Origin of the sequence: Mycobacterium sp. 236(2023), from assembly GCF_029623955.1 — a bacterium.
GTDB lineage: Bacteria > Actinomycetota > Actinomycetes > Mycobacteriales > Mycobacteriaceae > Mycobacterium.
In genome coordinates this window covers 149,937-162,950 of sequence record NZ_JARSBP010000003.1, presented here as the reverse complement: position 1 = coordinate 162,950, position 13,014 = coordinate 149,937, and the positions used below count along the sequence as shown (strand labels likewise).

Here is a 13,014-nt window from a genome sequence, read left to right as displayed (position 1 = left end):
AAAACCATGCGCCAATAAATTGACGCGGGCGTACCATCTGGAACAGCCATTGATCAATGGCACACCCGGGGGTCGGTCATGCCACATTGGCCGTTCGTCGCGCGGTCCGATGAAGTGTCGGCAGCGCTGACGGCACTGCACGCAGGCAAGGGCGTCGTGCTGCGCGGTGAAGCGGGCGTGGGAAAGACCACGCTGGCCCGGTTCCTGGCCGACGCGCTCGAATCCGAAGGCTGGACAAAGCGCTCCGTCCTCGGCACCCAGACCGGACGTTCGGTTCCGCTGGCAGCGTTCAACAATGTGGTTCGGCTCGACACAGCCCACGAACCCGCGGTGATGCTCGCCGTCGCGTATCGGGAACTGATTGCGGCGCAACACACGGTCCTCGTCGTCGACGACGCGCAATACCTGGATTCGTTGTCGGCGCTGCTAATTCAGCAGCTCGCCATGGACGGTCCGCAGCGGTTGATCGTCACCGCACGGTCGGACGTGCCAGTATCCGATGCTGTGAGCGCGCTGTGGAAGGAAAACCTGTTGCAGCGCCTCGACATCGGCGCGTTCACGAAAATTCAGACAGGCGAGGTGTTGAGCCACGTCACCGGTGACAACGTCGATGAATCCGCGGTGGACGAGTTCTACCGGCTGTCAGCGGGCAGCCCACTTCTGTTGCGGGGACTGGTCACCGACGCTCTCGCCGACGGCACCCTGGCCGCACGCGACGGACGGTGGCGCCTCGGAGCGCAGCTGCCCATCGGCAACGACGTCAGCGAGATCGTCGAGGCGCGCCTGGCATCGCTGGCACCACCGGTGCGCGATGTCATCGAAATCGTCTCGACAGCAGAGGTTTTGGACTGGACTGTCCTGCACGAGCTGTGCAGCGAGACCGACATCAGCGCGGCCGAGCGCAGCGGCGGGCTACAACTGGTCAGGGAGGGCGCCAAGACGCTGGTGCAGGTCGGACACCCGATCATCGGTGAGGTGGTCAGGAAGAACTGCGGTTCCGCACGCATCCGCGAAATCAATACCCGACTGGCACAAAGCTTCTCGCACAGACCACGAGAGGATGTCCGGACCACGATCGCGCTGGCACAGTTCATCGTCCGCAGCGATGCGCCTCCCGACGTCGCACTCGTACTCGATGCAGCCCAGAACGCGGTGAAAATGGCCGACCTGGTACTCGGCGAGGAACTCGCGCGCTTTGCCCTCGACCACGGCGGGGAACTGCGCGCGGCAATCGCCCTCGCGGATGCACTCAGCTGGCAGGGCCGCGGGGCCGAAGCCGAAGCGCTCCTGGCAGGTTTCGACCCCGACGGCACCGACGCCGAAGAAACCTTGATGTGGGGGTGCCTGCGGGCGGCGAACCTCTACTTCGGCTGCGGGCACGGTGAGGCGGCACGTGAAGTGCTGGCGCTGATCTCGAAACGTGTCGCGCGCGGGACGAATCTGACCACGGTTGCCGCAATGCAGGCGTCGTTCGCCTATTTCGACGGCGAGGTCGCCACCGCCACCGCGGTCGGCCTCGCGGCGCTGAAAGACAGCCCCTCGCCGTCGGCCGCGGCATGGGCGGCGATGGCCACTGCGGGCTCGCTCGCGCTGTCCGGGCATTTCGACGGCATCGCCGAGATCGTCGACATCGGTTCCCGGGCAGCGCAACTCTCCGAATCCGGGCCGCAACGCTACGCACTCGGGCTGGCCGAGGTGCTCGCACACACCGCCAGCGCAGACCTCGCCGCGGCAGATCAGGTGTGCCGGCGATATGCGGCTACGACCTCGGGCGTCCCCCAGGCCGAGGCGATCGTCAGCGCTCTGCTCGGACGCGTCGAGCTCACCCGCGGCAGCCTCAACGCCGCGTGCAGACACCTGGAAAAGGCACTGTGGACGATGTCGGGATCCCTTCCCGCAGGCTGGGTCATGCTCGCCGCCGCGTGGCTGGCGCAGGCCGAAGGCGGCCGCGGCGACGCGACAGCTGCGGACCGCGCCCTACGCAAAGCCGAGCAGATGCACGGGCCGCAGGTGGCGGTTTTCGAACCAGAGCTCGTGCTCGCGCGCTGCTGGGTCGATGCGGCCAACGGTGAGACGACCACTGCGCGCGAGCACGCGTCGCGGGCGGCCAGGATCGCCCGCATGCACGGCATGTCCGCAGTGGAGATGGGCGCCCTCCACACCGCCGTCCGGCTTGGTGACCGCAGCCAGGCACCCCGGTTGAGCCAGCTGGCACGGACTGTGAACTATCCACTGCCGGAAGCCATGTCACTACATGCGCGTGCACTCGCCGACCGCAACGGCGACGCACTCGATGACGTCGCCGAGAGGTTCCAGGCGCTCGGCACGCTGGCGATGGCTGTCGACGCCGCGGCGCACGCCGCGCGGGAACATGCGCGCCGGGGCGCGCGCGTCAAGGAGCTCGAATCTTCCCTCCGCGCGCACTGGCTGGCCAGCCAGGGCGGCATCCGCACGCCCGCCACCGATGCTGTCGGAAGCGCGTTGCCGATCACCGACCGTGAGCGTGAGATCGCCACGCTCGTCGGCGGAGGGCTGACGAATCGTCAGGTGGCCGAACGCCTCGGCGTATCGGTTCGCACGATCGACGGCCATCTGTACCGGATCTTCACCAAATTGGGGCTGGAGGACCGTAGCCAACTGAGCCGGCTACTGCGCGGAGACTCCAATCTCGGGTAGTTCGATCAGGCGATGACCGAGACCTCCGGATCGGCGGAGTTGAAGCGCCTGCGGTAGTCCGATGGCGTCACGCCGATGATGCGGCGGAAGTGATGGCGCAGCAGGGTCGCCGTTCCGAACCCGGACTGCTCGGCGATCCGGTCGATGTCCATCGTCGACTCCTCGAGCATGCGGCGCGCGTAGAGCACCCGCTGATCCGTCACCCACTGCATCGGGGTGCGGCCAGTCTCCTCGACGAAACGCCGCGCAAAGGTGCGGCCGGACATGTGTGCGCGGCGTGCCAGCGTCGTGACGGTGTGGGGCTTGTCCAGGTTCGCCAGGATCCAGTCCAGGTGCGGCGCGAACCGCTCCGAACACTTCACCGGAATCGGCTGGTCGATGTACTGCCGCTGTCCTCCGTCGCGTTGCGGGGGCACCACCATGCGGCGGGCGATCTTGTTGGTGACCTCGCTGCCGAGTTCCCGGCGCACCAGATGCAGGCAGGCGTCGATACCCGCCGCGGTGCCCGCGCTGGTGATCAGGTTGCCGTCGTCGACGAACAGCACGTTGCGATCCACCTGCGCCGTCGGATACATCTCGGCCAGCGCGTCGGCATGCATCCAGTGCGTGGTGCACGGTCTGCCGTCGAGCAGGCCTGCGGCACCGGCGACGAACGCCCCCGAGCACACCGTCAGGATGATCGATCCGGTTTCCGCGGCCCGCCGGATGGCGTCGAGCGCTTGGGGCATGTAGGTGCCCTCCTGGCTGGCGATCGCCGGGATAGCGACGAGGTCGGCGCCGATCAGGTCGTCGAGCCCGTGGTCGGGCACGATCGTCGCGCCGACGGACGTACGCAGCGGCCGGCCCGGTTCGGGCCCGCACACCTTGAACTCGAAGTTGGGGACGCCGTCGGCCGAGCGGTCGATGCCGAAGACCTCGCAGATGACTCCGAACTCGAACACCGCGAGCCCGTCGAGCACGAGCACGGACACCGTTTTCAAGGCCATGGCAGCATCTTATCGACGTGTGTCGCTTCTGCCACTGTCGGCGGGATATTTTCTACGCGGAGTATTACTGCCATGAGTACCGCACTGGCCTTCCTGATCCTGATCTCGCCGTTCGCCCTCGCCGCGCTTCTGACCTGGGCCGCCAACCGCTCCGGCTCGCTGCGCCTGCACATCGACCAGTTCCGGTGGGCCGCGCCCATGACCGGCCGCTTGTTCGAGGACCGCGACTCGTTCCGAGTGCAGCACGACGTCGATGCCATCCGCACGCGCTTCGAGGCGCACCCCGACTGGCCCGTCTCCAGCGCGTCAGGCGAACGTCGTTAAGAACGCCTCGACCGCGTCCCGGTATTTCCGCGGCGCGTCGTCGTGGATGAGATGGCCCGCGCCGGGCACGTGCACATACGTCGCCCGGCGCGCCATTTCCGCCATCGCCCCCATCTGACCTTCTGGCGTGACGCCGGCGCCCGCTTCCAACAACAACGCCGGCACCGACACCGCGCGCCACTGTTCCCAGTAGTCCCGCCGCCCCCACTCCGCCGCGATCTCGATCCACTTCTCCGGATGGCCGTGCAACCGCCACCCCGTTGCCGTCCGGTCGAACGCCTCCAGGAAGTACTGCCCCGCCACCGGCCCGAACGCGTCGTACACCTGCTGGGCCGTCGCGAAGTCGACAGGCAGCGCATACACCCACGGTTCCCACGGTCCCGTCGTCCTCCCGCGGAAGTCGGGCGCCATGTCCTCGACCACCACGGCCTCCACCAGCTCCGGCCGTTCGGCGGCCAGACACCAGGAGTGCAGCGCACCCATCGAATGGCCGACCATGACCGCAGGTTCACCGAGCGCAGCCACCGCGTCAGCGAGGTCGGCGACGAACCGCTCCGTCGAGATCGGGTGAGGGTCCGCGAGGTCGCGCCCCCGGTGCCACGGCGCGTCGTAGGTGTAGACCCGCCCCAACCGCGTCAGCCAGGGCAGCTGCCGCGGCCAGGTGGTACCGCGCCCCATGAGGCCGTGCACCAGAACGAGTGGACGGCCGGTCCCGCCATGACAGGTCAGCAGCTCAGTCGACACCATTGGGCACGGTAGCCTGTCGCCATGTCAGTGGTGAAGATCAACGCCATCGAGGTTCCGCCCGACGCGGGTCCGGAGCTGGAGAAGCGGTTCGCGCATCGCGCCCATGCGGTCGACAACCAGCCCGGTTTCCTCGGCTTTCAGCTGCTCCGTCCAATCAAGGGGGAAACCCGCTACTTCGTCGTGACGCAGTGGGAATCCGAAGAGGCATTCCAGGCGTGGGCATCCGGACCCGCCATCGCTGCGCACGCCGGCGAGCGGTCCAACCCCGTCTCCACCGGCGCATCACTGCTCGAGTTCGAGGTCGTTCTTGACGTCGCAGGGACCGACTCCGAGGCGTGAGGCGGGCCGGGCCCGGCGCCGAGCGATCAACTGTGCGATAGCGCTCGTCACCGTCGCGGCCCTGGCCTGCGGATGCGCGACTACACGTCCGGCGCCCGCCGATGCGGCGTACGGGGTGCCGATCCAGATCAACACCCCCCAGGGGCTGCGCGCCAAGCAGACCATGGACATGCTCAACAGCGACTGGCCGATCGGTGAGGCCAACGTCCGCACGATGGCGGTCCCCGATCTCGTCGAACACGTGGGTGTGACGCTCGACCGGATCTGGTGGGACCGGCCGTTCAAGGTCACCGACGTCGAGGTGGGTGCCGGGCACGTGACGATGGAGGTGGTCACCTCCTACGGCGTCGCGCAGACCATCCGATTGCGCACCGACGATGCGGGCATGATCGACCGGTTCACCGTCGACCTCGTCAAACCCGAGATCGACGAATGGTCCGACATCGACGAGCAGATCTCGGCGACCGGGGCGAGGTACTCGTATCAGGTGGCGAAGGTCAACGACGGCCGCTGCGAGAAGGTGGCCGGGTCCAACACCGACATGTCACTGCCGCTGGCCTCGATCTTCAAGCTGTACGTGCTGCTGGCCGTCGCCGAGGCGGTCAAGGCCGGCACGCTCGCTTGGACCGACACGCTCACGATCACCGAGGAGGCGAAGGCTGTCGGCTCGTCCGGGTTCGACGAGCTGGAACCCGGCGCGACCGTGACCGTGCGCGAAGCCTCCCAGCAGATGATCTCGGCCAGCGACAACATGGCGACCGACCTCCTGATCGAGCGGCTCGGGCCCGGCGCCATCGAGCGCGCGCTCGTCACCGCCGGCCACCACGACCCCGCGAGCATGACGCCGTTCCCGACGATGCACGAGCTGTTCTCGGTCGGCTGGGGCACCCCCGACCTCCGCGAGCAGTGGAAGCAGGGCTCACCCGAGGTGCGGGCGCAGCTGCTTCAGCAGACGAATTCCCGTCCCTACGAACCGGATCCGAATCGCACCCACATGCCCGCATCCGAGTACGGCGCCGAGTGGTACGGCAGCGCCGCCGACATCTGCCGGCTGCACGCGACGCTGCAGAGGGAAGCGGTCGGCGAGGCCGCGGCGGTGAAGGACATCCTGTCGTTCCTGCCGGGCATCGACCTCGACCGCACCGAATGGCCCTACATCGGCGCCAAGGCGGGCAACCTGCCCGGCGATCTGACGTTCAGCTGGTACGCCGTCGACAAGTCGGGTCAGCCGTGGGTCGTCAGCCTGCAGTCGAACTGGCCGGAGTTCCGCAGCCAGACGGCGGCGGCGTGGCTGATGTCGATCGCACGGCAGACGTTCGACCTGATCCCTAGGGGTTAGACCGGAGCGTCCATACGTGGCCGCGGAAATGCATGACCGTCCGGCTCACCGGGGCAATATCGATGCGCCAGAACGACTTCGGCGGCGCATCCACCGCCACCAGGACGGCCGCCCGAACCACGGCGGGGTGTGTCACGGCAACGACACGGGCGTGTTCTGACGTCAACGAGTCCATCCAACCGGCTACGCGCGCAACGAGATCGACGACGGACTCGCCGCCATGGGGTGCACGGGTCGGATCGGTGAGCCAGATCGTCATCTCGGCGGGCGGCACCCGGCCCAGGAAATCACCGCGCCACCGACCGCAGTCCAGGTCCGCCAGACCCGGCCGTATCTCCGGCTCCAAACCCAGCAGCAGCGCCGTCTGCTGGGCACGCGCCTCCGGACCGCACACAGCACGCTCGACCGGCCCGAGATCCACAGTGTTGACGGCGGCAATCTGTCTGCGGCCGAGGTCGTTGACTCCTTCGTCGGTGGGAAACCGTCCGGCCGCCATCGCATCGGTCATGGCATGTGACACGAGGGTCAGCCGGACGACCTCACTCACCGCGGTGTCATCGGATCACGCAGCCACGGACTGCTTCTTCTCGCCCAGCAGTCGGGACACCATCGCCGCGAAGACCAAGCCGATGGTCGCGTAGATGACGGCCTGCGTGCCCAGCGAATACAGCCGGAATTCGTAGAGCAAGTCGGCCGGGAAGCCCTCGTAGACGATGACTCCCGCGTCGTCGACCAACGGACCGGGGGTCTCGTCGATGGTCGGCAGGATCAGCATCACGACGGCAAGGGCGACGACGTAGGTGCCCGCGGCAGCCAACGTCGCGTTCCAGGCGCCGAGCTTCGGCGCCCATGTGCGGCCCAACCACACCGCACCGACCAGGATCACCACCGACAGCACCACCATCGCGAGATAGAGCAATGTGCGCTGGCGGATGGTCTCGTCCAGGCTCAGCGCAGGCGGGCTCGCCGGATACTTCAGCGCGGGCACGACGTAGAGGCTGAGCAGCATGCCGCCCGCGACGTACACCGAGAGCAGCCGCGCCGAGATGTTGCCCACGCGGCCGTACGCGACCGCGAAGACGACGGCGAACAGCGCACCGATGGCGAGGCTGAACAGCAGGACGCCCAGGCCCATCCCGATGTTCATCTGCACCGCACGGTCGAATCCGCCGCCCTCGCCACCGTGACTGTGGGCCGCGGTTCCCGCTGCAGTCTCAAGAGCTTCGTGCGCAGCGCCGATGCCGTCCTCATAGCCGATGGCCAGTTCGATCTGGGGTTCGACGAAGATCCGCGCGAAGACGAACGCCAACACGCCGGCGATGGCGCCGGCCAGAAGGCCGCGCCCGATGATTTGCTTCTCCATTTTCTGTTGTCCTCGGCTCAGGCTCAGTGGCAGGGGAAGCCGAGGAGGTGGCGGGCGTCGTGCACGAACTCGTGGATCCCGGTGCTGCTGCTACCGAAAACCGACGTCGCGCCCTGGTCCATGCCGATGAAGTAGATCACCAACAGCGCGAGGAACGCGGTCAGCGAAAGCCACAGGGCGGCCTTTGTGCCCGAGAAGTCGATGGCGCCGGCGTGGGTCTTGCCCACCTCTGGAGAAGTCATTCCGTATTCCTTTCCGGGATGTCGCGTCCCGAACAGAGTTGCGACGGGCATCGGGTCTGACTGTTCAGTGGCGCGACCGTTCTGGAGTTTCACCAGATTCCGACAACCGTCGATTACACGAGCATCGTAAGCCCAAAAGGGCGGTCACCCTCCCCCGGATCGAGAATTGGGAAGATGACCGCCCGATTGGCTAGGTGAAACTATTCAGCAGCGCTCGGCGCGCCCGCCGCTCCGGCCTGGGCGAGATCCGGTTCGGCGTCTGCGGCGGCCTTGCGGGCACCGGCGAACGTGAACACCGCGTCCTCGCCCTGACCTTCGCCGTCCCAGTTCTCGACGTCGACGGTGACGTTCTGGCCGGGTCCGACCTCTTCGAAGAGGATCTTCTCCGACAGCTGGTCCTCGATCTCGCGCTGGATCGTCCGGCGCAACGGCCGCGCACCCAGCACCGGATCGAAGCCACGCTTGGCCAGCAGCGCCTTCGCCTTGTCCGTCAGCTCCATCGTCATGTCCTTGGCAGCGAGCTGCTTGGACACCCGGCCGATCATCAGGTCGACCATCTCGATGATCTCCTGCTGCGTCAGCTGGTGGAAGACGATGATGTCGTCGATGCGGTTGAGGAACTCCGGACGGAAGTGCTTCTTCAGTTCGTCGTGAACCTTCTGCTTCATCCGCTCGTAGTTGTTCTCGCCGCCGCCCTGGGTGAAGCCCAGCCCGACCGCCTTGCTGATGTCGCTCGTACCGAGGTTCGAGGTGAAGATCAGCACCGTGTTCTTGAAGTCGACGGTGCGACCCTGACCGTCGGTCAGACGGCCGTCCTCGAGGACCTGCAGGAGGCTGTTGTAGATCTCCTGGTGGGCCTTCTCGATCTCGTCGAACAGCACGACCGAGAACGGCTTGCGGCGCACCTTCTCGGTGAGCTGGCCGCCCTCTTCGTAGCCGACGTACCCGGGAGGGGCACCGAACAGCCGCGACGCGGTGAAGCGGTCATGGAACTCGCCCATGTCGATCTGGATGAGCGCGTCGTCGTCGCCGAACAGGAAGTTCGCCAGCGCCTTGGACAACTCGGTCTTACCGACACCCGACGGGCCGGCGAAGATGAACGAGCCCGACGGGCGCTTGGGGTCCTTCAGACCGGCGCGCGTGCGGCGGATCGCCTTGCTGACCGCCTTGACGGCGTCCTCCTGGCCGATGATCCGCTTGTGCAGCTCGTCTTCCATGCGGAGCAGACGAGTGGTCTCCTCCTCGGTCAGCTTGAACACCGGGATACCGGTCCAGTTGCCCAGCACCTCGGCGATCTGCTCGTCGTCGACCTCGGCCACGACATCGAGATCGCCTGAGCGCCACTGCTTCTCACGCTCGGCACGCTGCGCGACCAGCTGCTTCTCCTTGTCGCGCAGATTCGCCGCCTTCTCGAAGTCCTGCGCGTCGATCGCGGACTCCTTCTCCCGGCGGGCGTCGGCGATCTTCTCGTCGAACTCGCGAAGGTCCGGCGGTGCGGTCATCCGGCGGATGCGCATCCGCGCGCCCGCCTCGTCGATGAGGTCGATCGCCTTGTCCGGCAGGAACCGGTCGTTGATGTAGCGGTCGGCCAGTGTCGCCGCCGCGGCGATCGCGCCGTCGGTGATCGAGACACGGTGGTGCGCTTCGTAGCGGTCCCGCAGACCCTTGAGGATCTCGATGGTGTGCGCGACCGTCGGCTCTCCGACCTGGACCGGCTGGAAGCGGCGCTCCAGCGCGGCGTCCTTCTCGATGTACTTGCGGTACTCGTCGAGGGTCGTCGCACCGATCGTCTGCAGCTCGCCGCGGGCCAGCTTCGGCTTCAGGATGCTGGCGGCGTCGATCGCGCCCTCGGCGGCACCTGCGCCGACGAGCGTGTGCAGCTCGTCGATGAACAGGATGATGTCGCCGCGGGTGTTGATCTCCTTGAGGACCTTCTTCAGGCGCTCCTCGAAATCGCCGCGGTAGCGGCTGCCCGCGACCAGCGACCCGAGGTCCAGGGTGTAGAGCTGCTTGTCCTTCAGCGTCTCGGGCACGTCGCCGTGCACGATCGCCTGCGCGAGACCTTCCACGACGGCGGTCTTGCCGACGCCGGGCTCGCCGATCAGCACCGGGTTGTTCTTGGTGCGGCGGCTCAGGACCTGCATGACCCGCTCGATTTCCTTCTCGCGGCCGATGACGGGGTCGAGCTTGCCCTCCATCGCGGCGGCGGTCAGGTTGCGGCCGAACTGGTCGAGCACGAGCGACGTGGACGGATTGCCCGCCTCACCGCCGCGTCCCCCGGTGCCCGCCTCTGCGGTCTCCTTGCCCTGGTAGCCCGACAGCAGCTGGATGACCTGCTGGCGGACGCGGGTGAGTTCCGCGCCGAGCTTGACGAGGACCTGGGCGGCCACGCCCTCACCCTCGCGGATGAGGCCGAGCAGGATGTGCTCGGTGCCGATGTAGTTGTGGCCGAGCTGCAGCGCCTCGCGCAGGCTCAGCTCCAGTACCTTCTTGGCGCGGGGGGTGAAGGGGATGTGACCGGACGGAGCCTGCTGACCCTGCCCGATGATCTCCTCGACCTGGCTGCGCACTCCCTCCAGGGAAATGCCCAGCGACTCCAGGGACTTGGCGGCTACGCCCTCGCCCTCGTGAATGAGGCCCAGCAGGATGTGCTCGGTGCCGATGTAGTTGTGGTTGAGCATCCGGGCTTCTTCTTGAGCCAGGACGACAACCCGACGTGCACGGTCGGTGAATCTTTCGAACATCCGTGGTTACCTGCTCTCCATCGCATAGTGAGGCGCACGCACCGCTCCGATAGCTCCAGTGCTGCGCACCTACGCCGTCCACTCTAATGGGCGACGGCATCGGCTGCCCCGCCTGGCAGCCCCTTTCGGGGTGACAACAGGAGCTACAGATGGCAAGCACCCGACGCTGCTAGGAGCAACGAGGCGCGGTCACAATTCGTTTCCCGGACCACGGGTGAAATGGTTCGCCGCTAGCGAACACGAATAGGCTTTCCGAAAAGGCCTGGCTACGACCGCTCAGGTTGCCGCGTGGAAAGCGTCAATTACGTCGGCGGGAATTCGGCCACGCGTTGACACATTGTGACCGTTTCGACGGGCCCATTCCCGGATTGCGGCGCTCTGCTCACGGTCGATCGCGGCACGGCCACGCCCGGTACCCACCGAGCGTCCACGCCTGCGTCCGCCGACCCGCCGGCCGGCCTCCACCCACTGCTTCAAATCATTGCGAAGTTTTGCGGCGTTCTTGGCAGAGAGGTCGATCTCGTAGCTCACGCCATCGAGGCCGAATTCAACGGTCTCATCAGCGCTGCCTTCGCCGTCGAAATCGTCGACCAAGGTGACGGTAACTTTTTTGGCCATTAGCCGACTGCCTTCCCAAGTGCCAGATGAGCGGAATGCCGTTCATCGCTGGGACCAATCTGCCATAAATGGCGTAGCCATTCAACAATGTTGGATTCGGGGCAGTTCAGTTGCCGTGTCTACGAACAATCGGGAACAATACGGTCTCTCTAATTGACAGTCCCGTAAGTGCCATCAGCAACCGATCGATCCCCATTCCGGTTCCCGTGGTGGGCGGCATCCCGTACTCGAGAGCCGACAGAAAATCCTCGTCGAGGGCCATTGCCTCGTCATCTCCGGCCGCCGCGGCACGCGCCTGGGACTCGAATCTTTCCCGCTGAATGATCGGGTCGATCAACTCGGAGTAGCCGGTGGCGAGCTCGAAGTTACGAATGTACAGATCCCATTTTTCTGTCACTCCTTCGATGCTGCGATGGGGGCGGGTCAGAGGCGTGGTCTCGACCGGGAAGTCGCGCACGAAGGTCGGCGCCCACAACTTGTCACCGACCGTGTATTCCCACAGTTCTTCGACCAATTTTCCGTGTCCGTATCCGCGGTCCCGCGCAATCTCGACCCCGAGGCTGTCCGCGATCTGCCAAAGCCGATCAACGGAGGTCTGCGGCGTGATCTCTTCGCCGAGGACCTCTGACAAACTTGGATACATTTGAATGGTCAGCCATTCGCCATCGAGGTCGTACTCACTGCCATCGGGCAATGGCACCGTGCGCGTCCCGATCGCTTCGTCGGCGACCTCCTGAATAATTTCGCGGGTGACGACGGCCGAATCGTCGTAAGTGCCATAGGCCTGATAAGTCTCCAGCATCGCGAATTCCGGTGAATGCGTTGAATCGGCACCTTCATTTCTGAAGTTCCGATTCAGCTCGAAGACCTTGTCGAATCCACCGACCACGCAGCGCTTGAGAAACAGCTCGGGAGCGATGCGCAGGTAAAGGTCCGCATCGAGTGCGTTGGAGTGCGTCACAAAGGGCCGCGCAGCCGCTCCACCAGCCAATGTCTGCAACATCGGCGTCTCGACTTCGAGGAAATCACGCCGCTCCAGGGCCGAACGGACCGCACGCACCACCGCAACTCTTTGGCGTGCAATTGCCCGGGCCTCCGGACGCACGATCAGATCGACATAACGCTGCCGGACGCGCGATTCCTCGCTCATTTCCTTATGGGCGACGGGCAGCGGGCGCAGCGCTTTCGCCGCGATTTGCCACGAATCGGCGAGCACGGAGAGTTCACCGCGACGCGAACTGATCACCTCGCCGTGCACGAAAACGATGTCGCCGAGATCGACATCGGCTTTCCACGCATCCAGTGACTCCTGCCCGACCTGGTCGAGGCTGATCATCACCTGCAGTTGGGCCCCCTCACCCTCCTGCAACGTCGCAAAGCACAGCTTCCCCGAGTTACGCGCGAAGATGACCCGCCCCGCGACGCCGACCGTCTGCCCGGTCTTCGTGTCCGCCGCCAGGTCCGGATATGCCGCGCGCAGCTCGGCAAGGGTGTGCGTGCGGTCGACCTTGACGGGGTACGGGTCACGACCCTCGGCGAGCAACCGGTCGCGCTTGGCCTGACGAATGCGGAATTGCTCGGGGATATCGCCGAGAGAATCGTCGGGAGAATCTGGGGGCGTCACGACGAGCCAGCT

At 66.1% G+C, this 13,014-nt stretch carries 12 protein-coding genes; 4 read left to right on the top strand and 8 right to left on the bottom strand.

The features are described 5' to 3' along the window. The first annotated feature begins 78 nt into the window (after positions 1 to 78). The gene (locus tag P9A17_RS11880; protein WP_278038846.1) at positions 79 to 2,676 is read left to right on the top strand and encodes a LuxR family transcriptional regulator; all 2,598 of its coding nucleotides are present in this window, start codon (positions 79 to 81) and stop codon (positions 2,674 to 2,676) included. A 5-nt stretch (positions 2,677 to 2,681) separates the two neighbouring features. Here P9A17_RS11880 and P9A17_RS11875 read toward each other — a convergent pair whose 3' ends face one another. Continuing rightward, positions 2,682 to 3,662, bottom strand: coding sequence for a helix-turn-helix domain-containing protein (locus P9A17_RS11875; protein ID WP_278038845.1), 981 nt, complete (start codon positions 3,660 to 3,662; stop codon positions 2,682 to 2,684). Between the two features lie 72 nt (positions 3,663 to 3,734). Between P9A17_RS11875 and P9A17_RS11870 the strand changes: the two genes are divergently transcribed. Next, the gene (locus P9A17_RS11870; RefSeq protein ID WP_278038844.1) at positions 3,735 to 3,986 is read left to right on the top strand and encodes a hypothetical protein; all 252 of its coding nucleotides are present in this window, start codon (positions 3,735 to 3,737) and stop codon (positions 3,984 to 3,986) included. On the opposite strand, the gene P9A17_RS11865 is transcribed toward P9A17_RS11870, so the two are convergent. Next, on the bottom strand, positions 3,969 to 4,733 hold the full coding sequence (locus P9A17_RS11865) for an alpha/beta hydrolase (protein WP_278038843.1): 765 nt from the start codon (positions 4,731 to 4,733) through the stop codon (positions 3,969 to 3,971). The two genes, P9A17_RS11870 and P9A17_RS11865, sit on opposite strands and share 18 nt — an antisense overlap. 21 nt (positions 4,734 to 4,754) lie before the next feature. On the opposite strand from P9A17_RS11865, the gene mhuD reads away from it, so the two are divergent. Both mhuD and P9A17_RS11855 read left to right on the top strand, forming a co-directional pair. After that, positions 4,755 to 5,072, top strand: coding sequence for a mycobilin-forming heme oxygenase MhuD (mhuD, locus tag P9A17_RS11860; RefSeq protein ID WP_278038841.1), 318 nt, complete (start codon positions 4,755 to 4,757; stop codon positions 5,070 to 5,072). A gap of 37 nt (positions 5,073 to 5,109) precedes the next feature. Next, entirely contained in the window at positions 5,110 to 6,411 is a 1,302-nt protein-coding gene (locus tag P9A17_RS11855; protein WP_278039822.1) for a serine hydrolase, read from the top strand. On the opposite strand, the gene P9A17_RS11850 is transcribed toward P9A17_RS11855, so the two are convergent. The 6 genes from P9A17_RS11850 to lysS all read right to left on the bottom strand — a co-directional run bounded on the left by P9A17_RS11850 (position 6,401) and on the right by lysS (position 13,002). After that, positions 6,401 to 6,958, bottom strand: a complete 558-nt coding sequence (locus P9A17_RS11850; protein WP_278038840.1) for a histidine phosphatase family protein — start codon at positions 6,956 to 6,958, stop codon at positions 6,401 to 6,403. The two genes, P9A17_RS11855 and P9A17_RS11850, sit on opposite strands and share 11 nt — an antisense overlap. A 15-nt stretch (positions 6,959 to 6,973) precedes the next feature. Next, positions 6,974 to 7,774 (bottom strand): CbtA family protein, encoded by an 801-nt coding sequence (locus P9A17_RS11845; protein ID WP_278038839.1) that lies wholly within the window; start codon positions 7,772 to 7,774, stop codon positions 6,974 to 6,976. Positions 7,775 to 7,797: 23 nt separating this feature from the next. Further along, positions 7,798 to 8,016 (bottom strand): CbtB-domain containing protein, encoded by a 219-nt coding sequence (locus P9A17_RS11840; protein ID WP_278038838.1) that lies wholly within the window; start codon positions 8,014 to 8,016, stop codon positions 7,798 to 7,800. Between the two features lie 200 nt (positions 8,017 to 8,216). After that, positions 8,217 to 10,760, bottom strand: coding sequence for an ATP-dependent protease ATP-binding subunit ClpC (clpC1, locus tag P9A17_RS11835; RefSeq protein ID WP_278038837.1), 2,544 nt, complete (start codon positions 10,758 to 10,760; stop codon positions 8,217 to 8,219). A gap of 276 nt (positions 10,761 to 11,036) precedes the next feature. After that, positions 11,037 to 11,378: a histone-like nucleoid-structuring protein Lsr2 gene (gene lsr2 / locus P9A17_RS11830; protein WP_278038836.1), complete on the bottom strand. Its 342-nt coding sequence runs from the start codon at positions 11,376 to 11,378 to the stop codon at positions 11,037 to 11,039. A 106-nt stretch (positions 11,379 to 11,484) separates the two neighbouring features. Then, a complete protein-coding gene (lysS, locus tag P9A17_RS11825; RefSeq protein WP_278038835.1) occupies positions 11,485 to 13,002 on the bottom strand; it encodes a lysine--tRNA ligase in 1,518 nt (505 codons plus the stop codon). Between the last annotated feature and the right edge of the window lie 12 nt (positions 13,003 to 13,014).